General features: G+C 35.4%; 21 protein-coding genes. 11 read left to right on the plus strand and 10 right to left on the minus strand.

The features are described 5' to 3' along the window. Positions 1 to 110 precede the first annotated feature (110 nt). Complete coding sequence (locus BHE19_RS08600; RefSeq protein WP_035746998.1) at positions 111 to 989, minus strand: hypothetical protein; 879 nt, start codon at positions 987 to 989, stop codon at positions 111 to 113. Positions 990 to 1,041: 52 nt separating this feature from the next. On the opposite strand from BHE19_RS08600, the gene glf reads away from it, so the two are divergent. The 3 genes from glf to BHE19_RS08615 are packed head-to-tail and all read left to right on the plus strand — an operon-like array spanning position 1,042 to position 3,473. Beyond that, a complete protein-coding gene (gene glf, locus BHE19_RS08605; protein ID WP_070906730.1) occupies positions 1,042 to 2,154 on the plus strand; it encodes a UDP-galactopyranose mutase in 1,113 nt (370 codons plus the stop codon). Beyond that, complete coding sequence (locus tag BHE19_RS08610; protein ID WP_083342496.1) at positions 2,147 to 2,911, plus strand: DUF4422 domain-containing protein; 765 nt, start codon at positions 2,147 to 2,149, stop codon at positions 2,909 to 2,911. The genes glf and BHE19_RS08610 overlap by 8 nt, the downstream gene beginning before the upstream one ends. A gap of 1 nt (position 2,912) precedes the next feature. Beyond that, positions 2,913 to 3,473 (plus strand): L-threonylcarbamoyladenylate synthase, encoded by a 561-nt coding sequence (locus BHE19_RS08615; RefSeq protein WP_017498309.1) that lies wholly within the window; start codon positions 2,913 to 2,915, stop codon positions 3,471 to 3,473. Between the two features lie 85 nt (positions 3,474 to 3,558). Here BHE19_RS08615 and BHE19_RS08620 read toward each other — a convergent pair whose 3' ends face one another. Beyond that, positions 3,559 to 4,683 (minus strand): cysteine desulfurase family protein, encoded by a 1,125-nt coding sequence (locus BHE19_RS08620; protein ID WP_070906732.1) that lies wholly within the window; start codon positions 4,681 to 4,683, stop codon positions 3,559 to 3,561. A gap of 87 nt (positions 4,684 to 4,770) precedes the next feature. Here BHE19_RS08620 and BHE19_RS08625 point away from each other — a divergent pair, with 87 nt between their 5' ends. Continuing rightward, positions 4,771 to 5,751, plus strand: a complete 981-nt coding sequence (locus BHE19_RS08625) for a hypothetical protein (protein ID WP_070906733.1) — start codon at positions 4,771 to 4,773, stop codon at positions 5,749 to 5,751. Between the two features lie 145 nt (positions 5,752 to 5,896). Here the strand turns inward: BHE19_RS08625 and BHE19_RS08630 are convergent, their stop codons facing one another. The 3 genes from BHE19_RS08630 to BHE19_RS08640 form a co-directional block, all read right to left on the minus strand. Beyond that, the gene (locus BHE19_RS08630) at positions 5,897 to 6,448 is read right to left on the minus strand and encodes a Smr/MutS family protein (protein ID WP_070906734.1); all 552 of its coding nucleotides are present in this window, start codon (positions 6,446 to 6,448) and stop codon (positions 5,897 to 5,899) included. After that, entirely contained in the window at positions 6,438 to 6,623 is a 186-nt protein-coding gene (locus BHE19_RS08635) for a hypothetical protein (protein ID WP_017498305.1), read from the minus strand. Before BHE19_RS08635 ends, BHE19_RS08630 begins: the two co-directional genes overlap by 11 nt. 391 nt (positions 6,624 to 7,014) lie before the next feature. Continuing rightward, entirely contained in the window at positions 7,015 to 7,716 is a 702-nt protein-coding gene (locus BHE19_RS08640) for a DUF1003 domain-containing protein (RefSeq protein ID WP_070906735.1), read from the minus strand. A gap of 190 nt (positions 7,717 to 7,906) precedes the next feature. On the opposite strand from BHE19_RS08640, the gene BHE19_RS08645 reads away from it, so the two are divergent. After that, the gene (locus BHE19_RS08645) at positions 7,907 to 8,698 is read left to right on the plus strand and encodes a serine O-acetyltransferase (RefSeq protein WP_070906736.1); all 792 of its coding nucleotides are present in this window, start codon (positions 7,907 to 7,909) and stop codon (positions 8,696 to 8,698) included. Position 8,699: 1 nt separating this feature from the next. Further along, positions 8,700 to 9,587 (plus strand): cysteine synthase CysM, encoded by an 888-nt coding sequence (gene cysM, locus BHE19_RS08650; RefSeq protein WP_070906737.1) that lies wholly within the window; start codon positions 8,700 to 8,702, stop codon positions 9,585 to 9,587. Positions 9,588 to 9,895: 308 nt separating this feature from the next. Here cysM and BHE19_RS08655 read toward each other — a convergent pair whose 3' ends face one another. Then, positions 9,896 to 10,771 carry a sensor histidine kinase gene (locus tag BHE19_RS08655; protein WP_232424389.1) on the minus strand — a complete coding sequence of 292 codons (876 nt, stop codon included), beginning with the start codon at positions 10,769 to 10,771 and terminating at the stop codon, positions 9,896 to 9,898. 339 nt (positions 10,772 to 11,110) lie between these two features. On the opposite strand from BHE19_RS08655, the gene rlmD reads away from it, so the two are divergent. The 3 genes from rlmD to BHE19_RS08670 are packed head-to-tail and all read left to right on the plus strand — an operon-like array spanning position 11,111 to position 13,868. After that, on the plus strand, positions 11,111 to 12,523 hold the full coding sequence (gene rlmD, locus BHE19_RS08660; RefSeq protein ID WP_070906738.1) for a 23S rRNA (uracil(1939)-C(5))-methyltransferase RlmD: 1,413 nt from the start codon (positions 11,111 to 11,113) through the stop codon (positions 12,521 to 12,523). Between the two features lie 12 nt (positions 12,524 to 12,535). Continuing rightward, a complete protein-coding gene (locus BHE19_RS08665; RefSeq protein ID WP_070906739.1) occupies positions 12,536 to 13,081 on the plus strand; it encodes a DUF6452 family protein in 546 nt (181 codons plus the stop codon). After that, positions 13,053 to 13,868, plus strand: coding sequence for a DUF6048 family protein (locus BHE19_RS08670; RefSeq protein WP_070906740.1), 816 nt, complete (start codon positions 13,053 to 13,055; stop codon positions 13,866 to 13,868). The genes BHE19_RS08665 and BHE19_RS08670 overlap by 29 nt, the downstream gene beginning before the upstream one ends. Before the next feature lie 379 nt (positions 13,869 to 14,247). On the opposite strand, the gene BHE19_RS08675 is transcribed toward BHE19_RS08670, so the two are convergent. From BHE19_RS08675 to BHE19_RS08685, 3 genes are all read right to left on the minus strand, one after another. After that, the gene (locus BHE19_RS08675; RefSeq protein ID WP_070906741.1) at positions 14,248 to 14,940 is read right to left on the minus strand and encodes an aspartate/glutamate racemase family protein; all 693 of its coding nucleotides are present in this window, start codon (positions 14,938 to 14,940) and stop codon (positions 14,248 to 14,250) included. A gap of 14 nt (positions 14,941 to 14,954) precedes the next feature. Next, on the minus strand, positions 14,955 to 15,191 hold the full coding sequence (locus BHE19_RS08680; protein WP_017498385.1) for a hypothetical protein: 237 nt from the start codon (positions 15,189 to 15,191) through the stop codon (positions 14,955 to 14,957). Between the two features lie 229 nt (positions 15,192 to 15,420). Further along, positions 15,421 to 16,578: a THUMP domain-containing class I SAM-dependent RNA methyltransferase gene (locus BHE19_RS08685; RefSeq protein WP_017498386.1), complete on the minus strand. Its 1,158-nt coding sequence runs from the start codon at positions 16,576 to 16,578 to the stop codon at positions 15,421 to 15,423. A 168-nt stretch (positions 16,579 to 16,746) separates the two neighbouring features. Here BHE19_RS08685 and BHE19_RS08690 point away from each other — a divergent pair, with 168 nt between their 5' ends. Both BHE19_RS08690 and BHE19_RS08695 read left to right on the plus strand, forming a co-directional pair. After that, positions 16,747 to 17,511, plus strand: a complete 765-nt coding sequence (locus BHE19_RS08690; protein WP_017498387.1) for a class I SAM-dependent methyltransferase — start codon at positions 16,747 to 16,749, stop codon at positions 17,509 to 17,511. A gap of 89 nt (positions 17,512 to 17,600) precedes the next feature. Further along, entirely contained in the window at positions 17,601 to 18,269 is a 669-nt protein-coding gene (locus tag BHE19_RS08695; protein WP_070906742.1) for a ZIP family metal transporter, read from the plus strand. A gap of 75 nt (positions 18,270 to 18,344) precedes the next feature. Here BHE19_RS08695 and BHE19_RS08700 read toward each other — a convergent pair whose 3' ends face one another. After that, the gene (locus tag BHE19_RS08700; protein ID WP_070906743.1) at positions 18,345 to 20,732 is read right to left on the minus strand and encodes an outer membrane beta-barrel family protein; all 2,388 of its coding nucleotides are present in this window, start codon (positions 20,730 to 20,732) and stop codon (positions 18,345 to 18,347) included. Between the last annotated feature and the right edge of the window lie 121 nt (positions 20,733 to 20,853).

A 20,853-nucleotide genomic window follows, 5' to 3' on the forward strand; every position in this document is an offset into this window, starting at 1 on the left:
AAAAGCAGTTCAATAGTCTGCAATTCTAAGAGGTAAATGGAAGGAAGCAAAAATAACCTTAATAATTAAGAAAAATGGATTATGAGAGCAAAAACGAAATAAAAATTACCTTATGCCTTTTTTTTCTTCAGTGAATATTTCAGCCACTGTCCGAAATTTTTAAAATAGAGATTAAACTTAGGCACATTCAGTCTTTTTTCTTTCTCAATAATCTCTTTTATCTGAGGGATGCTTTTAGTCGAGAAGAATCCCAATTTCTTCCATCTTTTAGGCTGTAAATAGTAAAAATCTTTGTACTCTTTATAATTGTTTTCATTTACAACAAGCCATTTATCCAAAAATCCCTTATCTACATCAACATTATGCCCCCAGTTATCAAGCTTAAAACGCAAATCGGCTTCAGTTCTTGACAAGGATTCATGCAAGACAATATTATTGGTATAAATTTGACGCTCTTTGATTCTGCGTCCGCTTTTATAATTAGGATAGTTTGTTGCAAAAATTGCTTTCAGCGGTTTATCTACATATAAAATACCCTGATCTGTATATTTATAAAGCATAACCCAGAAAGCACATATTTGAATAGGATGTTTTTCGGGATTGATAAGATAGGAATCGTATCGTCTTAAATCTGAAACGAACTTTTTAAAGTCAACAAAATACTCGTCGCAATCTACCTGAACAATCCAGTTCCCAATTCCCATTTTTTCAGCGAGCATTTTTCGCTCTCTGATTTCACATTCCATTGTAGTTAAGGTTGGAACATAAAAATCATCTTCATAAATCACCACCTTCTTATCAACGTCAAAATTCTTAATCCACTCAAAAAAAGAATCATCGATCGTAAAGCTTCCGCCATTCCAGGTATTTCTATTTTTATCAATGGCGACAAAAACCGCATCTGCATCATTATACACTGTTGGAAGTGATGTTTTTAACAACTCATAATCATACGAAACCAGATACCCTACTTGTATTTTTCCTGCCATTTTTACTTTTGTAATTTGTTGCAATTTACTAATTAATCTCTACTTTTGCATCATGAAAAAGCAATATGACTATTTAATAATTGGATCAGGCCTCTATGGCAGCGTGTTCGCTCACGAAGCAAAAAAAGCAGGTAAAAAATGCCTGGTAATTGACAAAAGAGACCATATAGGAGGAAATGTATATTGCGAAAATATCGAAGGAATTAATGTTCATAAATATGGGGCACATATATTTCACACCAACGATAAAGCAATATGGGATTATGTGAATCAATTTGTTGAATTCAACAACTTTACCAATTCTCCAATGTCACTTTCTAAAGGTAAGATGTACAATTTACCTTTTAACATGAATACTTTCTACCAGCTTTGGGGAACTAAAACACCTCAGGAAGCCAAAGCAAAAATAGAGGAGCAAGTAGCTGCTTATGGAGTAAAAGACCCTAAAAATCTGGAAGAACAAGCCCTAAGCCTTGTCGGTAAAGACATCTACGATTATTTTATAAAAGAATATACTGAAAAACAGTGGGGAAGAAAAGCTACTGAATTACCCGCTTTTATCATAAAAAGACTTCCGGTTAGATTCACTTTTGACAATAACTATTTTAATGATACTTATCAGGGAATCCCTATTGGCGGTTACAATAAATTAATTGACAAATTATTAGACGGAATTGAAGTGGTAACCAATACCAATTACTTTTCAGACCGAACAAAATTTGACGGACTTGCTGATAAAATTGTGTATTCCGGAAAGATTGACGAGTATTTCGATTACAAATTAGGAGTTTTGGAATACAGATCTCTACAATTTGACAACGAAGTTCTTGATACTGACAATTTTCAAGGAAATGCTGTTGTTAATTACAACGACGCCAGCTATCCTTTTACCCGAATAATTGAGCACAAACATTTTGAATTTGGCAAACAAAGCAAAACGGTTATTACAAAAGAATATCCATGCGAATGGAACCCGTCTAACGAAGCGTTTTATCCTATAAACGATGCCAAAAATCAAGCCTTGTTTGAAGAGTACAAAAAACTGTCTTTAGAAGAAAAGAATGTAATATTTGGAGGAAGATTATCCGAATACAGATATTATGACATGCATCAGATAATTGCCATAGCTTTAAAAAGATCTAAAACAGAACTGAATAATGATTAAGATTTTTATCGTAACTCATAAAGAAAACCCTGTATTATCCAATGATATTCTGGTTCCGATTCAGGTGGGAACAAATCCATCAATCACTGATACTATCTTAAGAGACAATACTCAGGACAATATCGGAAACAAAAACAGCAACTATTGTGAATTGACAGCTGCTTACTGGATTTGGAAAAACGAAAAAAAGGCTGATTACGTGGGCATTTGCCATTACAGAAGATACCTTAACTTTTACAACGACTGGTACAACTTAAAACCTTCTGCACAGAAAAAAATCACAACTGAAAATTTCAAAAATACTAAGCTATTCAATACCTCTTCTAAAAAACTAGAGAAAAAAATAGCTTCAATTCTTTCGGAATATGATGTAATTCTATGCCGCCCTTACAAGTTCAAAAAAGGATCTTTGACCGATAACTACTGTGAGGAACACCGAAAAGAGGATTGGGACCTAACCAAACAAATCATTTTGGAAAAATATCCGGAATATAAAGACAGTATTACCTCATTTTTGGATGAAGGAACCCTTTTCCACATGGGAAATATGATGGTTAGCTCAAAAGAGAAATTCGACAACTATTACGCCTGGCTTTTCTCGATTTTATTTGAACTTGAATCCAGAGTTACAATCCCGGAAGATGCTTATCAGGCCCGAATTTTTGGTTTTATTTCAGAAAGACTAATCAACCTTTATATGTATCACCATAAGTTTAAAATCAAAGGAGTTCCATCATATAAAATAATTGACTTGTAATATGAACGAAGAAATAATCAAAGCGTACGAAGTCATAAAAGAAGGAGGAATCATTCTCTACCCTACTGATACCGTATGGGGAATTGGCTGTGACGCAACAAATCCTGAGGCTGTTGCCAAAATATACAAACTCAAACAACGTGCTGAAACACAAAGCATGATTGTATTGATGAATGGCGAAAAAATGATGTACAATGTGTTTAAAAACATCCCTGAAGTAGCCTGGCAAATTTTAGATTTATCTGAAAAACCAACCACTTTAATTCTGGATGAGCCCCGTAATGTCGCTCCAAATATCATAGCTGCCGACAATTCGCTTGCTGTTCGTCTGGTAAAGGAACCGTTCTGTTTTAAATTATTGGAACGAATGAAAAAACCACTGGTTTCAACTTCAGCTAATATTTCGGGACAGCCTACTCCTATTGGTTTCAAAGACATCAATCCGGAAATTGTAAAAGGCGTTGATTATGTAGTAAATCTGTATCACGACAGAATTGCCGGAAAACCATCAACCATTATAAAGCTCACCAATGATTCACAGGTAAAAGTGATTCGTAAATAATTTTTTTGTTTCAGGTTTCAGGTTTCAAGTTCTACACGAAACCTGAAACCTGAAACTTGAAACCTGAAACCTGAAACCTGAAACTTTAAACACCTTTTAAACTCTCAATCAGCCAGTCAATATCTTCTTTGGTATTAAAATGACTAAATGAAATTCGGAGATTTGGTAATTTTAAATCAGTTTCTGAGAGCATTTCTTTCAAAACATGCGACGGTTTCACACTCCCCGACTGACAGGCACTGCCTCTGGAAACCGCTATTCCTTTCATATCTAAACTAAACAAAAGCATCGAAGTCTTATCTGCTGAGAAAGGCAGAATAACATTGATGATGTTGTAAAAATCATCCTTCTTTCCATTGATCCTGAAACCCGGAAAATGAGCTTCAAATTGCTCAATAAGATAACCTTTCAAGCCTAAAATATAATTTCTTTCAACATCTAAATTCTCATACGAAAGAGACAATGCTTTCGCCATTCCGGCAATCTGATGCACGGCTTCTGTACCGGCACGCAAGCCTTTTTCCTGCTCTCCTCCAAAAATCAAAGGCTGTAATCCTGAGTTTTTTCGAACAAATGCAAACCCAACTCCTTTTGGACCGTGAAATTTATGCGCACTTGCTACGATAAAATCAACAGGGATTTTTTGCAGATCGATCTCCGTTTTTCCAACAGACTGAACAGTATCCGAATGAAACAAAGCATTATACTGCTTACAAATTACACCAACTCTTTCCAGATCCAAAATAGCTCCGGTTTCGTTGTTTACATGCATCAAACTGACAATTGTCTTTTTGTCTTCTGCTAATAAATTGGATAAATGAGTTAAGTCTATACTTCCATCGGGATTTACATTTACGTAATCCACCTGAACATTATATTCAGATTCTAAAACCAATGCCGTATACAATACAGCATGATGCTCGATTCTGGTTGTAATAATGCGTTCTACTTTAAGATCTTCTACCGCCGAACGAAGAATCCAATTATCAGCCTCAGTTCCTCCTGAGGTGAAAATAATCTCCTGTGCCGCACAATTTAAATGTTTCGCAATACTTTTTCTGGAAAGCTCTAAAATGGTCTTTCCGTTCCTTCCGAAACTGTGTGTAGAAGAGGGATTTCCAAAATCTTCAGTCATTACTTTCAACATTTCCTGAATCACTTCAGGGCGCATAGCGGTTGTAGAGGCGTTATCGAGGTATACTTTTTTCATCCCTGCAAAGTTAAGAAATATCAATTGTCAAATCTTGAATATCATTTGCCAAATTTTTCACTATTTTTGACCTCAAATAAAATTACGATGAAAAAATATGCAAGCCTTCTCTTCTTTGCGCTTTTATTAAACGGATGCGATGATGGAGATTTAGTGGTTGATACAATTGACTTTAGTGATCCTAGTATTACAGCAGCAACCTGCAATACTACAACCAACAGTCTTATATACAAACTTAAAAAACAGGAATCACTGTTAATTCAATTACCGCCTAATACCCTTACGAACGACGCGACGGTACCTGGCAAACCATTGACTTACGACATTAACAATACCACAACACGTGTAGTATACAGAGCTTATAATGGCCAGGTAGCTATTGACAATATTTGTGGTGCAATACCACCAACGACACCTGCTGTAACAGAAGAATGGCAGGCTACTGCCGGAAAAATTGTCGATATCAGCACGGCAGCTATCACAGATAATCCTGATGGAAGTTCTACAATTACGGGTTATAATCACAATCTCGTTTTTCAGAACATTACTTTTTTAAAACCTGCAGGACCACAAGTAGAAGCAGAATACCCTTTTGGTACTTTCAAAACTACTTACAACTCTCCTAATGCTACTTTTCTGGGAGTTGTCAGACAATGTTCAACCTCAAAACAACTGTACAATTTTAGCGCCTCAACTGCCATAACAATTGACAGTATCGATCCTAAACTACTCGAAAACGTAGTTACCCCCTCCAACCAGCCTAAAACAGGTTTAATTGGTACTACATTAAACAAAGTTTTACTGCGTACTTATAACGACGGCTCCCTAACTCAAGACTATTTTTGTGCTTCGCCCTTACCTACTAAACCTACTGTAAACGAAATATGGATTGCAGACAATGGTGCACAAAATGTAAGTGGAATTATCGAAGTTACTACTTCACTTGTCGGAAGTACTTATTTCCATAAGATTGTTCTTAAAGGCGTAAGATTTACAAGAGCCAACAGTAGTTTTAAATTACCAACTATTTACAATTACGGAATTCTTGAGGTATCGACTACACCATAAAAGGTAATTTCAAAACAAGTTCACACCTGTTTAATTTCCTACAAAAAACGTCCGTTTTTCTAAACCAGTTTCACTAGAAATCCAGAAAGAAAAACGGACGTTTTTTTATGCCCTAAATCCAATATTTTACAAACGAAATAAGCTCTTATTTCTGATTTTGTCTAAAATAAACTTCGGTTGCACCTAAGCCGTATTTTTGATAATTAGCATCCTGAAAATCTATTCCGTCGTAACGACCCAATAAAAAATCAAGTTCCGCTTTTAGAATTCCTTCACCAACACCATGAATAAAAACAATTTTAGGAATACGATTTCTGATCGCAAATTCAATATGTCTTTTTGCTGTTTCAGTCTGTAAAGTCAAAATATCATAGTTAGACATTCCGCGTTTATTAGGAACCAGTTTTTCGATATGCAAATCAAACTCAGGAGCCGAAATTTCACGTTTATCTTTCTTTTCTTTCACAAAACTTCGCGGTTTTGGCTCTGTTTTTTCTTTTGAAATCTCATCTAAATCAATTCTTTTGATAGAATTCATTAAATTACTGGAATCCTGAATTTTAAGTAATTCGTTGACAAAAAATGTCATCGTAAATCCATCTTCAGTTTCGATCAAAACCTCTTTGTTTTTCACCGAAACTACCGTTCCGTTTATGGCTTCGTCTAAGACGGAAACCTTATCTCCTTTAGTCAACATCCTGCTCTTCTTTATCTTGGTTTTTACTAGGTGTTTTTGCACTCAACTGCATCATCCCATACATGAAAACCGCGATGGCAATTACCATAATATAGATGTTTTTTTCTGCTGAAACCTGCTCGTATAACGCAACCGAAATAGCAAGAATCATTATTAAAATTTTAAACGCTTTCATTTTTTATAAGTATTGAAAGTTCAAAAATAGGAAACTTTAAAATAGCAACACTACCCCTCTCCAACTGTCCGTATTAATTCTTGTATGATTTTAGAAAAAAGAAATCTCCCAATTTGAAAAAACAGTATTGTTGTCGTGTATTAAATCTTGCTTCTTTTGTAATGAGATTCAAAAGATTTTCTCCCTATTCCATTCTTACTTTTTCAGCACTATATTTTCAGTAAATTCAAAATAAAATTCAATTCAGAAGTCGCCCCTATTTTCTAAAACTACTATCCTCTCTGCATTAAAAAATCAAAATTCAACTACTCTGAAAACCCTAAATTCTTTCCACCGGAAAACACTCTTTTTAACTTTTTCGAATCTCTTCAACACATTGTTTTTGTAAGAATCACTTCTTAATCTTATCCAAAATATCGTTCATCATTTCGATTTGAACTTTTTGAATTTCGATCAACTCCTGTTGCTGATGCATGATCAAATGATCGATTTTATCATGAATCATTCTGATCTCTAATTCCGATTTAAGATTGATCATATAATCTTTTTTGGCTCGGTTTCTGTCCTTCTCCTCCTGACGATTCTGACTCATCATGATTACCGGCGCCTGCAGTGCAGCTATACAGGACAGAATCAAATTGAGTAAAATAAACGGATACGGATCAAATCCTTTGTTGACCAAAATAAAAACATTCGCCCCAATCCAAACTATAATAAAGATCAGAAAAGAAATGATAAACGTCCAGCTTCCTCCAAAATCCGCCACCTGATCTGCAACTCTCTGACCTAAATTTCTGGTTTCCGGCTCATCTTCAGCAATACTAACAATCGACTTATCTTCTTTTAACGAAGAAAGAACACTTTGTTCAAGATCCGAAAGCACTCCAATTTCAGTTGACAAATAGTTCGAAATATATCTCTGACGGTATTCATTTAATTCTTTCACAGCAATACAATCCTCATCGCTAAAAGAAGGATGATCTTTAATAATCAATCCTAAAATAGGGTCGTGTATCGATTTTCCATAAATTTTATCGCTTTCAGGAAAGGAAATATCAGAAATAGCGCTTTTAAAAGTGGAGTTGTTTTTCATTTTTACAATTTTTAACTGCTAATTTACACATTTAACTGCTTAAGAATTACATAAAAAACAGCGGTTTACATTTCTTTTATTTATCACAAATAGCGCTTTCAAAAGAAAATTTCTTTGTAGAATTCATGCCTTTATTTACAAAAAACACCTTACTTTTAGCGTTTCTTAGTATTCATTCAATTTTACCATTTTGACAAAAGATTCTATCATACAAAACATAAAAGCTTTAAAAAGTCATTCAAGCATAAATTACGGTATCAAAACCAAAACAGAAGATTTTACCGAGAAGCTTTTTTACACTCTTTTTGATTCCAATGCAGCTTTAGACAAAAGCATCCAAGAACTGGAAATTTGCTTTAAAGAAATTGCTGTTCTGGCCTGTAAAAAATCTGAAAATTCGTGTGATGCAATGTGGGATCGTTTTTTGGAAAAATTACCCGCAGTTCTGGAAAAACTAAATCAGGATGCCGAATACATCCTTGAAAATGATCCGGCATCGAACAGCATTGATGAAGTTTATTTGGGATATCCCGGATTTTACGCGATTGCCATTTACCGACTAAGTCACGAATTGTATCGCCTGGATCTATTACTTTTTTCAAGATTGATGAGTGAGTACGCACATCGAATTACAGGAACCGACATTCATGCGGGAGCTGAGATTGCTTCTCCCTTTTTTATCGATCATGCTACGGGAATTGTAATTGGAGAAACTACTGTAATTAAAAAACATGTAAAAATTTATCAGGGTGTTACTTTAGGAGCTCTGAGCGTTAGTAAAGAAATGAAAAACGCCAAAAGACACCCAACTGTAGAAGCAAACGTTTGCATTTATGCCAATGCTACTATTTTGGGAGGAGAAACCATTATTGGGAAAAACAGTATTGTAGGCGGAAATGCATGGATCACCAAATCTATCCCTGAAGATTCAATCGTTCTAAACACCACTACAACCGAAGTTAAAATAAAAGAAAAAAAATAAAATGGGTCCACAGAAATTGCTTAACCTAATTGGAAACACTCCATTAATGGAAACCGTCAATTTGGTTAAAAATAAAAACGTAAAACTTTTACTGAAGCTTGAAGGTAATAATCCCGGAGGAAGTGTAAAAGACAGAGCGGCATACAATATGATTGCTTCGGCTATTGAAAGAGGTGATATTAAAAAAGGCGATAAACTAATTGAAGCTACCAGCGGAAATACAGGAATTGCTTTAGCAATGATTGCACAATTGTTTCAAATTGAAATCGAATTGATTTTACCTGAAGATTCTACAAAAGAGCGAACTCAAACCATGCGTGCTTATGGCGCCACAGTCATTTTAACACCTGCTAGCGAAGGAATTATTGGTTCGAGGGACTATGCCGATAAAAAGGTCGCTCAGGGCGGTTATTTGATGCTAAATCAGTTTGCAAATGATGACAACTGGAAAGCACATTACAAAACCACAGGTCCGGAAATCTGGAACGATACGGAAGGAACGGTAACCCATTTTGTTTCGGCAATGGGAACTACTGGAACTATTATTGGAACTTCGACCTATTTAAAAGAGAAAAACGCTAACATTCAAATCATCGGAGCCCAACCTAGTGACGGATCTCAAATTCCGGGAATTAGAAAGTGGCCGCAGGAATATTTGCCGAAAATTTTTGACGCCTCGAAAGTAGATACGGTTATCGATGTAAGCGAAGAAGAAGCCAGAAAGATGACTAAAAGACTTGCTCTTGAAGAAGGGGTCTTTGCCGGAATGAGCAGCGGAGGATCTGTAGCTGTTGCCTTAAAAATTGCCGAGCAACTGGAATCGGGAGTTATTGTTGCCGTGATTTGTGATCGTGGTGATCGTTATTTGTCTTCTGATTTGTTTGACTAAAACAACTTTATGGTTCTGAATTGAAATACTTTTATTCGAAAATAGAATTCATTCAGAACCATAAATAATAAATTCGGCATAAGAACGTCTCAAATTTTCACGCGGATAAAACGAATTCGCTAAAGTGAAAACGCGAATTGACACGGATTATATAAAACAAAATTGTTTTTTTTTTGAATTGAGCTCCGAAAGAGCAAAATAACTATAGACAATTTTCCCCTGTGACAAAAAAGCTCCGGAGTAGCGTTACATTCGAGATAATATCAATCAGTCTCATAGAATCTCAACAATAAACAATAAACCAAAAACTACAATTCAAACTCAATTCTAAATTCAGCACCTTTATTTCTGCCCTCACTGGTTGCGGTTAATTTGCCTTTATTCTTCTCAATTATTTTTTTACAGAGATACAGACCAATTCCGGTCGAAGATTCATTAGCAGTACCCAATCGGCTCATTTTTGTGAATTTTTTAAAGAGCTCGTCAATCTGATTTTTATCAAAACCAATTCCATTATCCGTAACGGTTACAATGAATTTTGAATCTTCGGTGTAAATTCTCACTTTAACCTCACTGTCAAAATAAGAGAATTTAACCGCATTACTAATCAAATTCACTAAAACCTGAACCAATAGACCTTCATCAATTCTCAGTTTTGCCTCCACAAGCTCTAAATTCAGACTTAATTTAATATTCTTATCGATCAGGCGTTGTTCAACCTGTTCATTGATAAAAGGCAAAATATTAGGAAAGGTTATCATTCTGATCTCTAAATTTCCTTTCACTACCCGATCCTGTTCTTGCAATAATTTAATGAAGTTTTCAATATATCGAAACTGTAGATTGGTAGATTCACAAATCAATTCTGCCAATTGTCGAACTGATTCTGATGGATTTTCACTTATAATCAATCGCGCCAGTCCCTGAGGATTTCCTGCAAAGTTTTTCAAATCATGTGAAAGCATATAAATCAAATCCTGTTTTTCATTGATAAAACTTTCTGATTCATAGATTGATTCCTGAATGTTGCACAAAAGCAAACCTGCTTCATCACTATATTCTGTAGGCAAAATAGACAATCTTCTATTGTGTCTGTAATCGTCTAAGGCTTTTGAGGCTATTGAAATGGGTTTTATTAAGTGATTTAAAACCAAAAGCGTCACTAATGTCGCCAATAATGTCATAACCAAAGAAAAAATCAAAATTGAGGTAGCCGAAACACTGTGATTATTATAATACAACACAAAAAATAAAATTCCTATCAGAGGGATATGTATACCTATAAAAGCAACAAACAAAAATTTGAAAGCATAGCTTTTCTTTAAAAAGCCAATTTGAGACAGATTATGATACAACTTCATAAAGGACAACAATACTAATAGGTTATAAAAAATGCAGTATTCGGGGCGATTGTTATAAACAAAGTTAACTTTTAAACTTGATTAAACCACTAAATTAGGCAATTTGATAAAATATTTTAAAAATTAAATTTATAAAAGTTTACAAACTCTTATTTTTGCGCTATGGGAAGAAAAAATACAGACAAAATTGTCTTTCATCAAATTCAGGTTCTTGATGCAGGAGCAAAAGGAGTATCAGTAGCAAAGGCTCCTGACGGAAAAGTAATCTTTATTCCGAATGTCGTTCCTGGCGATGTAGTAGACGTACAAACCTTTAAGAAAAGAAAAGCCTATTATGAAGGTAAAGCCGTAAAATTTCACGAATTATCAGAGCATCGTATTGAGCCAATCTGCGATCATTTTGGTGTTTGTGGAGGATGCAAATGGCAAAATATGAAATACAGCCAACAGCTGTATTACAAACAAAATGAAGTGAAAAATCACTTACAGCGTATCGGAAAAGTAGAACTTCCCGAATTTGAAACCATTTTGGGTTCTGAAAAACAGTTTTTCTACAGAAACAAAATGGAATTTTCATTTTCTAACAGCCGTTGGTTAACCGAGAAAGAAATTGGGAGTACAGAGGATTTAGGAAACCGAAATGCTTTAGGATTCCATATCCCAAAAATGTGGGACAAAATTCTGGACATTCAAAAATGTCATTTACAGGAAGATCCTTCAAATGCTATCAGAAATGAGATCAGAGCTTTAGCCAACGAACACAACATGGCTTTCTTCAATCCAAGAGAGCATTCCGGTTTGTTGCGAACGGTAATGATTCGTACGGTATCTACTGGTGAAATTATGGTTTTGATCCAGTTTTTTGAGGATGATCAAAAAAACCGTGAACTGATTTTAGATCACCTTTACGAGAAGTTTCCGCAGATTACCTCGTTACAATACGTGATAAATGCTAAGCAAAACGATACTATTTACGATCAGGATATCAAACTGTACAAAGGAAGAGACTATATCCTGGAAGAAATGGAAGGTTTGAAATTTAGTATCAACGCTAAATCTTTCTACCAGACTAATTCAGATCAGGCCTACGAGTTGTATAAAATAACACGTGATTTCGCAGGGCTTACAGGAAACGAAACGGTTTATGACTTGTATACCGGAACGGGAACTATTGCACAGTTTGTCTCAAAAAAGGCGAAAAAAGTAATTGGTGTTGAAAGTGTTCCTGAAGCTATTTTAGACGCTAAAGCAAATGCAGAGCGCAATAATATTACCAATTGTGAGTTTTTTGTTGGTGACATGAAAGTTGTTTTCAACGAAGCCTTTATCGCTCAGCATGGAAAACCGGATGTGATCATTACAGATCCGCCAAGAGACGGTATGCATGCTGCGGTTGTTGACCAAATTTTGAAGATCGCTCCTAAAAAAGTCGTTTATGTGAGCTGTAATTCAGCAACTCAGGCACGTGATTTGGCTTTAATGGACGAAAAATACAAAGTAACCCGTGTGAGACCGGTCGATATGTTTCCGCAAACACACCATGTCGAAAATGTTGTACTTTTAGAACTTCGATAACAAAATATTTAAATGAAAAAAATAATCTCTCTTTTACTAATTTTCACCTTTGGTCTGTCCAGCTGTGAAAAAGATGACATCTGCGATGCCAACACGCCTACTACCCCACGGCTAGTGATTACATTTTATAAAGATGCCGAACCTACCGTAAAAGAAAATGTAATAAATCTGAGAGTAATTGGAGAGAAGGAAGCTAAAGGAATTGTTTTCAACAAAACTATAACAGACGTGGATAATCCTTTACGATATGTAACCAATTCCAATACGATCTCGATACCCTTGAAAACAGACCAGAATACCACCACATATGATTTTATTTATAACTCTTTAAGCACCAATCCTGCTGCAATAAATACAGACAGAATAACTTTTAATTATACGCATCAGGATGTTTATGTATCAAGAGCTTGTGGTTTCAAAACCATTTTTACCCTTCCTGAAATAGGTCCTTTTGTGCGCACTGATTCAGGAGGTGATGGATTATGGATAAAACAAATTTTTGTAAAAAAGTTTAATATCGAACTTGAAAATGAAACACACATTGAAATATATCTATAGTTTTTGTCTGCTGTTTTCAATATTTCTGGGTCAGGCTCAGGAAACATCGGATACAGCTGCACCCAAGGAGATCGTAAAAACAAAACCGAAAACCCAGACGGCTAAACCTGCTGTTAAGGAAACTAAGCAGGATAGCATCAAAACGGATCGTTACGGACTTCGTGTAGGTGTAGATTTGTACAAATTAACCCGTGGATTATACGACAAGAATTATAAAGGTATTGAGGTTACAGGTGATTTTCGTCTGACCAAAAAATACTATCTGGCAGCCGAACTTGGTTTTGAAGACAAAACTACTGACGATGACCGATTAAACACTACCACTACCGGAACTTACATCAAAGGAGGTTTTGATTACAATTTGTACCAAAACTGGCTGGATATGGAAAATTTAATCACCATTGGACTTCGAGGTGGTTTCAGTACTTTTAGCCAGCAATTGAATACCTATAAAATTTACAACCCAAATCCGTACTGGGGCGAGCAGCCTGCAATTGTTTCAGGTCAGAAATACAATGGTCTTACAGCCGGATGGATTGAGGTTGCACTGGGAATAAAAGCAAAAGTTTTCAATAATGTATTTGTTGGTTTTGGCGCTCAGCTGAAACTTTTAGCGGCCAACCAAAAACCTTCGGGATTTGATAATCTTTATATTCCGGGTTTCAACAGGACGTATGATGGCAGCTTCGGGATTGGTTTTAACTATACCGTTTCTTATTTCATTCCGCTTTACAAGAAAAAGACAATCATTCCTGAAACCATAAAAAAGGAAACTATTAGAAAATAATAAATTCCAAATTTAAAGAATTCCAAATTCCAAACCGTGCAATAGGTACCTGTTTGGAATTTGTTTTTTATACCTAAAACCTGTCTTCGACTCCGCTCAGACAGACAGCTTCGACTCCGCTAGACAGACATTTTCGACTCCGCTCAGACCGACAGCTTCGACTCTGCTAAGACTGGCGCCTTCAACTCTGCTCAGACCGACAGCCTCGACTCTTCCAAGACTGGCTCCTTCAACTCTACTCAGACAAACACCTTCGACTTCGACCAAACTGGCACTACAGGATTAAAAGACAAAAAGTACTAAAAAAGAAAAACTCCAAATAATATATAATACTATTTGGAGTTTTTCTTTTTTAATAATTGGGATTTTTTCTAACTTTTTATGACAATTGAAACTGAACAGCTGCCATAGAATGAATTAAAGTTGTATCAAAAACAGGAACAGCAACGTCTTCTGGCTTTATCACTAAAGGAATTTCGGTACAGCCTAAAATAATACCCTCAGCGCCTTCTTTTATCAATTGATCGGCAATTTCTAAATACCGTTTTTTAGTTGCCTCCGTCACCAAACCTCTTCCTAATTCTTCAAAGATTGTGGCGTGCATAAAATCGCGGTCGGCATCATTTTTAGGAATGATAGTCTCAATTCCTTTTTCGGCTAATTTATCTTTAAAAAAATCAAGTTCCATGGTAAACTTCGTTCCCATCAAACCTACTTTTTTCACCTCTTTCTTCTGAATCGCCAATGCAGTTTCAGTCGCAATGTGAATAATGGGCAAATCAATTGCCTTCTCAAGTCGGTCAGCAATCAAATGCATGGTATTCGCACACAAAACAATAGCTTCTGCCCCGCCCTGCTTAAGAAACAGACACCCTTTTAGAAGCAAATTAAAAGTTGCATCCCAATCATTGGCATCGTTATTCTTTTTAATATCGGCATAATTGAAAGAATAAATCAGACACTCTGAGAAATTAAGCCCTCCCAGCTCCTTATTAATTCCCTCATTTATAAGTTTGTAATAATCTGCTGTAGAAACCCAGCTAATTCCGCCGATAAGTCCAATTATCCTCATATACAATCCATTAATTATCCAATTTCTCTAATTCCTTTTATAAAAATCCATTTCATAAAAAGCTTTTCTCCATCTTTAGTCTTTACGGACTGAAATTTAGGTGAAATCAATGTAGCGACAATAAAAGCGGTCATTGGAATCCAAAATCCCGTTAATCCGGTATAAGAAGCTACTAAAAATCTCCCTAAAATAAATAGAATCGCGAAACATCCTAATTGGTATAAAAAAGCTCTTACTTGTAGTTTTGTCATTTTTCTTTAAGTTGCTAAGGTTCTGAGGAGCTAAGGTTCTAAGATTATACTTTGTAGATTCCTTTGTCCTTTTTTTTAAACCTTAAAATTATTATTATTTTTTGAGACGCTAAGACTCTAAGATTCTGAGGTTTCTTTTAGTACTTCAATATTGAAGTACTAAAATATTACAAAATAAATTTCACAAACCAAATCTCTTAGCATCTTAGAAACTTAGTACCTTAGAGTTTTAGACCTGAAATTTCGTTCTCTTACTTCCCTCGTACATCTCGTATTTTACCAGACGTGCTTCAAGACTTCCGTTGAAAAGTTTAATTTTTCGGGATGGTTTTAAACCTACGAATTTCAGAGCTTCAAGATTGGCCGTAATAAACCAGGCGTTTGTACCCGGGTAGCTTTTCTTTAGAGTATCTCCGATATTTTTGTAGAATTCTTCCATGTGAATATCCAGACGTTCATCGTAAGGCGGATTGAAAACCATGTGTAACTTTCCTTCTACCGCTTTTTCGGTATCAAAAAAGTTATCCTCACTTACCGTAACATAATCTTCCAAGTTGGCGTTTCGGATATTATCTTTGGCTTTATTTACAGCACTTGGCGCTTTATCAAACCCTTTTATAGTGTAATGAAATTCTTTTGTTTTTTTCATCAGGCTGTTTACAATCTGATCAAAAAGATCGTTATCCCAATCTTTCCATTTTTCGAATGCAAACTCTTTACGATTAATATTCGCCGGAATATTGCAGGCAATCATAGCGGCCTCTGCCAGAAAAGTTCCGGAACCACACATTGGATCTACAAAATGACTCTGTCCTTCCCATCCTGATAACAATAGGACTCCAGCAGCCAAAACTTCGTTGATTGGCGCAATATTCGTTGCAGTTCGATAACCACGCTGATGCAGTGAATTCCCTGAAGTATCCAACGCAACGGAAACCTGATCTTTATCGATATGTACATTAATTCTTAAATCCGGAAAAGCTTTATCGATACTCGGACGCTGTCCTGTTCTTTCTCTAAACTGATCTACGATAGCATCTTTACATTTTTGAGAAACAAATTCAGAGTGGTTGAAATAAGTGGAGTGTACGGTCGCGTCAATCACAAAAGTCTGATTGGCATTTAATAATTTAGACCAGTTTACTCCCGAAATTCCTTTGTACAGTGCCTGTTCATTATTTGCTCTGAACGAATAAATAGGTTTTAGAACTTTAAGTGCAGTACGAAGCGATAAATTAGCTTTGTACATGAAACCTTTATCTCCTTTAAAGCTTACCATTCTCACTCCTTTTTCGACATCCTGAGCACCAAGAGTGCGCAATTCATTCTCTAATATTTCTTCAAAACCAAAAAAACATTTGGCTATCATTCTAAAATTTTCTTCCATCTTTATTTTTGAATTATTTCAAATGTACTGCTGTTGATCTCTGCATCTGCATATCCGTACACCTGCTGCATTTCCGCAAGGATTCATAGAGGTATCGTTGCGAAATAGTTATTTTTCGGCAAAAATACATTAAATTTGCCGGACTTTGAATTAATTGAAATAGAATAAATGTCTGAAGCAGCAAACTCATCCTCACCAAATCAGGAACGTAATACCGAAAATTGGTTTACTTCATGGTTTGACACTCCATATTACCATATTCTTTATAAAGACCGAAATTATCGCGAAGCTCAGATTTTCATGGACAATTTAACCCATTATCTGAATTTGCCTGAAAAAGCGAAAGTACTTGATCTGGCTTGCGGAAAAGGGCGCCACTCTATCTATTTAAACCAATTGGGATTTAATGTTTTAGGTGCCGATTTGTCTGAAAACAGTATTGCAGAAGCTACAAAAAACAGTAACGAAACACTGCATTTTAAAGTGCACGATATGCGCGAACCTTTTGAAGAAAAGTTTGATGCGATCTTTAATTTATTTACCAGTTTTGGGTATTTTGAAAGTGACGACGATAATTTAACCACTCTTAAAGCCATTAAAGAAAGTTTATCTGAATACGGTTTTGCGGTAATCGACTTTATGAACGTTACTCAGGTTATTGAAACTTTGGTACCTGAAGAAGTAAAAAGTGTGGACGGAATTGATTTCAAAATCAAAAGATATGTCGAGGACGGGCATATTTTTAAAGAAATAGATTTTGAGGATCAAGGACAAAATTACCATTTCACAGAAAAAGTAAAAGCCTTAACTTTAAAAGATTTTGAAGAACTAATGGCAGAAGCCGGAATTTTCCTGCTGGATATTTTTGGAGATTATAAACTCAAAAAATTCCACAAAACCGAAAGCGAACGATTAATCATGATTTTTAAATAAAGCTGGGCAATCGTTTAATTGTTTAACTGTTTAATCGCTAAACAAAAACAATTAAACAGTTAAACAAATCAACGGTTAAACCATAAAAAATGAATTATCTACTCCCCTTATTCTCTGTACTTTTAGGTTATATGGTGGCTTTGTTTTTAAAACCAAAGAGCAAAACCAATCTAAAGCTGCTGCTTGCGTTTAGCGGTTCATTTTTATTGTCCTTAACCGTAATGCATCTGTTACCGGAAGTTTATGAAACACATAAGCACAATATTGGTATCTTCATCATGCTTGGAATTTTATTCCAGATTATACTGGAGTTTTTCTCTAAGGGAGCCGAGCACGGGCACGTTCATGGACACGCTAAAATGTCACAGATTCCGTGGCTGCTCTTTACCAGCTTGTGTATTCATGCTTTTCTGGAAGGTTTTCCGGTAAGCCATCATCATGGTCTGGCTCTTGGAATTGCAATTCATCATTTGCCAATTGCCGTAATTCTGACCACCTTTTTTATCAATGCAGAGCTGAATAAAAAAGCCATTTTTGCTTTTATGCTTACATTCGCAGTTATGACCCCATTGGGTACCGTTGCCTCTGAATATTTACCGATTCTAAGCAAATATTACACTGAAATTACAGCCATCGTTATCGGAATTCTGTTTCACATTTCCTCAACCATTATTTTCGAAAGCAGCGAAGGACATAAATTCAATGTTGCCAAAGTCTCTATGATTGTTTTGGGGATTCTTTTAGCTTTTGTATTGTAGTTTGGAAGCCCAGAAGCAGAAAACTTTCTTCTCTGCTTCTCACATCTCACATCTCACATCTCACATCCTAAAAACCTAATTCCCCGTTCTGTTTTTCTCTTCCTCATTTCCAAAATCACGCTGTTTCACGTTTATTTTTTTGTTTCCAAAATTATAAATAACAGATAACCGTAAAAATCGGTTTGAAAAATTCTGGCTGTATACCTGCTTTACACCATTTACAACCGAAACTAAATCTTTTAAATAAGAAGTATTAAAAATATCATTTGCCAGAAAAGCAATCTGAAGGGATTTATTCAGCATATCCTGTTTAAAACCAATATCAAAACTCGACATATACCCCGTTTTGTACAAACCGCTTCGGGAAGGTGTATTGTAATTAAAATCAATTTGAAGTTTACTCGTTTTGCCCAATGAGAATGTATTATTGGTTGAAAAATTAACTTCTAAGCTATTGGATGGCGTGGCATTGATAGCTGCAATAAACTTTGTTTTCGATCCTAAGAAATATAACGTGTTTTCACTTTGCCACCAGTCTGCAAAACTAGCCGAATAGCTTTCTCCAACTCCATACTTTAGATCTCTGAAATAATTCTCTCTGGTTACAATTTGCGTATTGGTTTCGGGAATTGAGGTAAAAATCACACCATAACCGTCATTGATCACATTGAAGAAAACGCTGGTTCGCAAAACTCCTTTATACGAATGACTAAACTCAAAATTATCACTAAAAGAAGGTCTTAAAAACGGATTTCCTTCAGAATAACTGTTACTGTTAATGTAATTGCGAAATGGATTCAGCAAATCAAACTGAGGTCGGCTGATTCTTTTTCCATAATTAAAACTGAAATTATTACGGTCATTTTCTTTGTATGAAACATAAACCGTAGGAAATAATCTCAAATAATTATTTTTTGTTTCCTCGTTTAAGGTTTCTGAAAAACCACTCGTTTGGGTATTTTCAAGGCGCAATCCCAATTGAAGATTCCATTTCTCACTGATTTTTTTATCTCCGTTAACGTACACTGCCTGATTGTTCTCCGTATACCTGAATCGGTTGGACTGATTCGGATCCAATTCCGGTGTTCCTGTAATCGTATTGTAGTAAAGTACATAACTCTTACTGTTTGTAAAACTCAATTTTGTACCATATGACAGATTGAATGCTGTAAGCGGGTGTTCCATATCTGCCTTAAAACTCCAGTTATCAATATCCTGATCGGAAATATTTCTTGCCGACTGATTGATCCCTGCAAATGAATTATCCGGTCTGTAATTGTAGGCGATCGCATTTCGGTCGAATTTTGAATTGTAATTAAAATAATCTACATCAAAAGACAATTTTCTGCCTAAAGAATCCAATTTTGCAATCAAATGCCCGTGATAAGTTTGGTTTCCGGACTGTTTATCCACAAAACTATTGTTCAGGATATAATTGTCCAGTTCATTTTTAGTATTGTAATTATTAATTCTGATATCCGACTTAAAATCCGGATTACTTCTGTCTTTTAAAACCTGAAAACCGACGGTTATACGATCTGAAAAATCATAATCCAAAGCTAATTTTCCGGACAAAATTTCATCGGTAAATTTTGTATTGATAATCATCTCAGAAAGTCCATCAGGAAAATACATATCGAGAAACTCATCGGCATATTTATGTCCTTTCTTTCCATTAATACTAGCAGAAAACCTAAACTTATTTTTGTTGTAAAAGAAATTATCTCTTAAAGTCAAAGCCCCGTATTTATTCTGATCATAAGTTGCTGTGGAAGTATTTTTCCAGGAATTTCGGGTACCTTTTTTCAATACAATATTAATAAGCCCTCCCGTTCCTTCGGCTTCGTATTTTGCTGGAGGTGTACTGATAATCTCAATGTTTTTAATATCTGCCGCTGATATCGATTTTAAATAGTTGTTTAGTTCTTCTCCTGTTAACTCAACGATACGTCCGTCAATCATCACACGGGAAGTCCCTTTTCCTAATATACTGATCGTCTCTTTTTGAACCACAACGCCAGGTGCGGTATTGATGGCGCTTAAAGCATCACCACCAACATTTGTGACATTATTTTCGAGATTGTACACCAAACGATCTGTTTTTTGCTCGATGGTATTCTTTTTAGTTTTAATTACCACTTCTCCCAGCTGAGTAGTATTCTCTTTCAAAACTATGGTTTCTAAATCGGTATCTTTTTTAATCGCGATCTGCTTTTCGTAGTCTACAAATCCCAGCAGACTTATTCCTATTTTATAAAAGCCTTCTTTTAAGTTAAGTTCAAAAGAACCGTCCGGCTTACTGGTTGTTCCTTCTATAATTTTTCCTTCTGAATTGAATACGGAAACATCTGCCCATTCTAATGCAGTTGTTTCACTGGCTATTTTCCCTTTTAATTTTGCAGTTGTTTGTGCTAAACCTAACACCGGTAATACTAAAATAATAAGGAGGTAAACTTTTTTCATGATTTCTGGTTTTAACTTGTTCGATTAATTATGAAGCAAAGTTGTTGCAGAAATTTTCGGAATTCGACCGACAAAAAAAAGTCGAACTCATTTTCTCAACAGAAATGAGTTCGACTTTTTT

Source organism: Flavobacterium tructae (genome assembly GCF_001853485.1).
Lineage (GTDB): Bacteria > Bacteroidota > Bacteroidia > Flavobacteriales > Flavobacteriaceae > Flavobacterium > Flavobacterium tructae.

Bases quoted from the DNA above. Each gene is read 5' to 3' on its own strand.
- rlmD (WP_070906738.1), top strand. From the start codon at position 11,111: ATGGGAAGAAAAAATACAGACAAAATTGTCTTTCATCAAATTCAGGTT.
- BHE19_RS08600 (WP_035746998.1), bottom strand. From the start codon at position 989: ATGGCAGGAAAAATACAAGTAGGGTATCTGGTTTCGTATGATTATGAG.
- BHE19_RS08690 (WP_017498387.1), top strand. From the start codon at position 16,747: ATGTCTGAAGCAGCAAACTCATCCTCACCAAATCAGGAACGTAATACC.
- BHE19_RS08700 (WP_070906743.1), bottom strand. From the start codon at position 20,732: ATGAAAAAAGTTTACCTCCTTATTATTTTAGTATTACCGGTGTTAGGT.
- BHE19_RS08665 (WP_070906739.1), top strand. From the start codon at position 12,536: ATGAAAAAAATAATCTCTCTTTTACTAATTTTCACCTTTGGTCTGTCC.
- glf (WP_070906730.1), top strand. From the start codon at position 1,042: ATGAAAAAGCAATATGACTATTTAATAATTGGATCAGGCCTCTATGGC.
- BHE19_RS08615 (WP_017498309.1), top strand. From the start codon at position 2,913: ATGAACGAAGAAATAATCAAAGCGTACGAAGTCATAAAAGAAGGAGGA.
- BHE19_RS08685 (WP_017498386.1), bottom strand. From the start codon at position 16,578: ATGGAAGAAAATTTTAGAATGATAGCCAAATGTTTTTTTGGTTTTGAA.
- BHE19_RS08695 (WP_070906742.1), top strand. From the start codon at position 17,601: ATGAATTATCTACTCCCCTTATTCTCTGTACTTTTAGGTTATATGGTG.
- BHE19_RS08675 (WP_070906741.1), bottom strand. From the start codon at position 14,940: ATGAGGATAATTGGACTTATCGGCGGAATTAGCTGGGTTTCTACAGCA.
- BHE19_RS08640 (WP_070906735.1), bottom strand. From the start codon at position 7,716: ATGAAAAACAACTCCACTTTTAAAAGCGCTATTTCTGATATTTCCTTT.
- BHE19_RS08670 (WP_070906740.1), top strand. From the start codon at position 13,053: ATGAAACACACATTGAAATATATCTATAGTTTTTGTCTGCTGTTTTCA.
- BHE19_RS08635 (WP_017498305.1), bottom strand. From the start codon at position 6,623: ATGAAAGCGTTTAAAATTTTAATAATGATTCTTGCTATTTCGGTTGCG.
- BHE19_RS08655 (WP_232424389.1), bottom strand. From the start codon at position 10,771: ATGACATTATTGGCGACATTAGTGACGCTTTTGGTTTTAAATCACTTA.
- cysM (WP_070906737.1), top strand. From the start codon at position 8,700: ATGGGTCCACAGAAATTGCTTAACCTAATTGGAAACACTCCATTAATG.
- BHE19_RS08680 (WP_017498385.1), bottom strand. From the start codon at position 15,191: ATGACAAAACTACAAGTAAGAGCTTTTTTATACCAATTAGGATGTTTC.
- BHE19_RS08630 (WP_070906734.1), bottom strand. From the start codon at position 6,448: ATGTTGACTAAAGGAGATAAGGTTTCCGTCTTAGACGAAGCCATAAAC.
- BHE19_RS08625 (WP_070906733.1), top strand. From the start codon at position 4,771: ATGAAAAAATATGCAAGCCTTCTCTTCTTTGCGCTTTTATTAAACGGA.
- BHE19_RS08620 (WP_070906732.1), bottom strand. From the start codon at position 4,683: ATGAAAAAAGTATACCTCGATAACGCCTCTACAACCGCTATGCGCCCT.
- BHE19_RS08610 (WP_083342496.1), top strand. From the start codon at position 2,147: ATGATTAAGATTTTTATCGTAACTCATAAAGAAAACCCTGTATTATCC.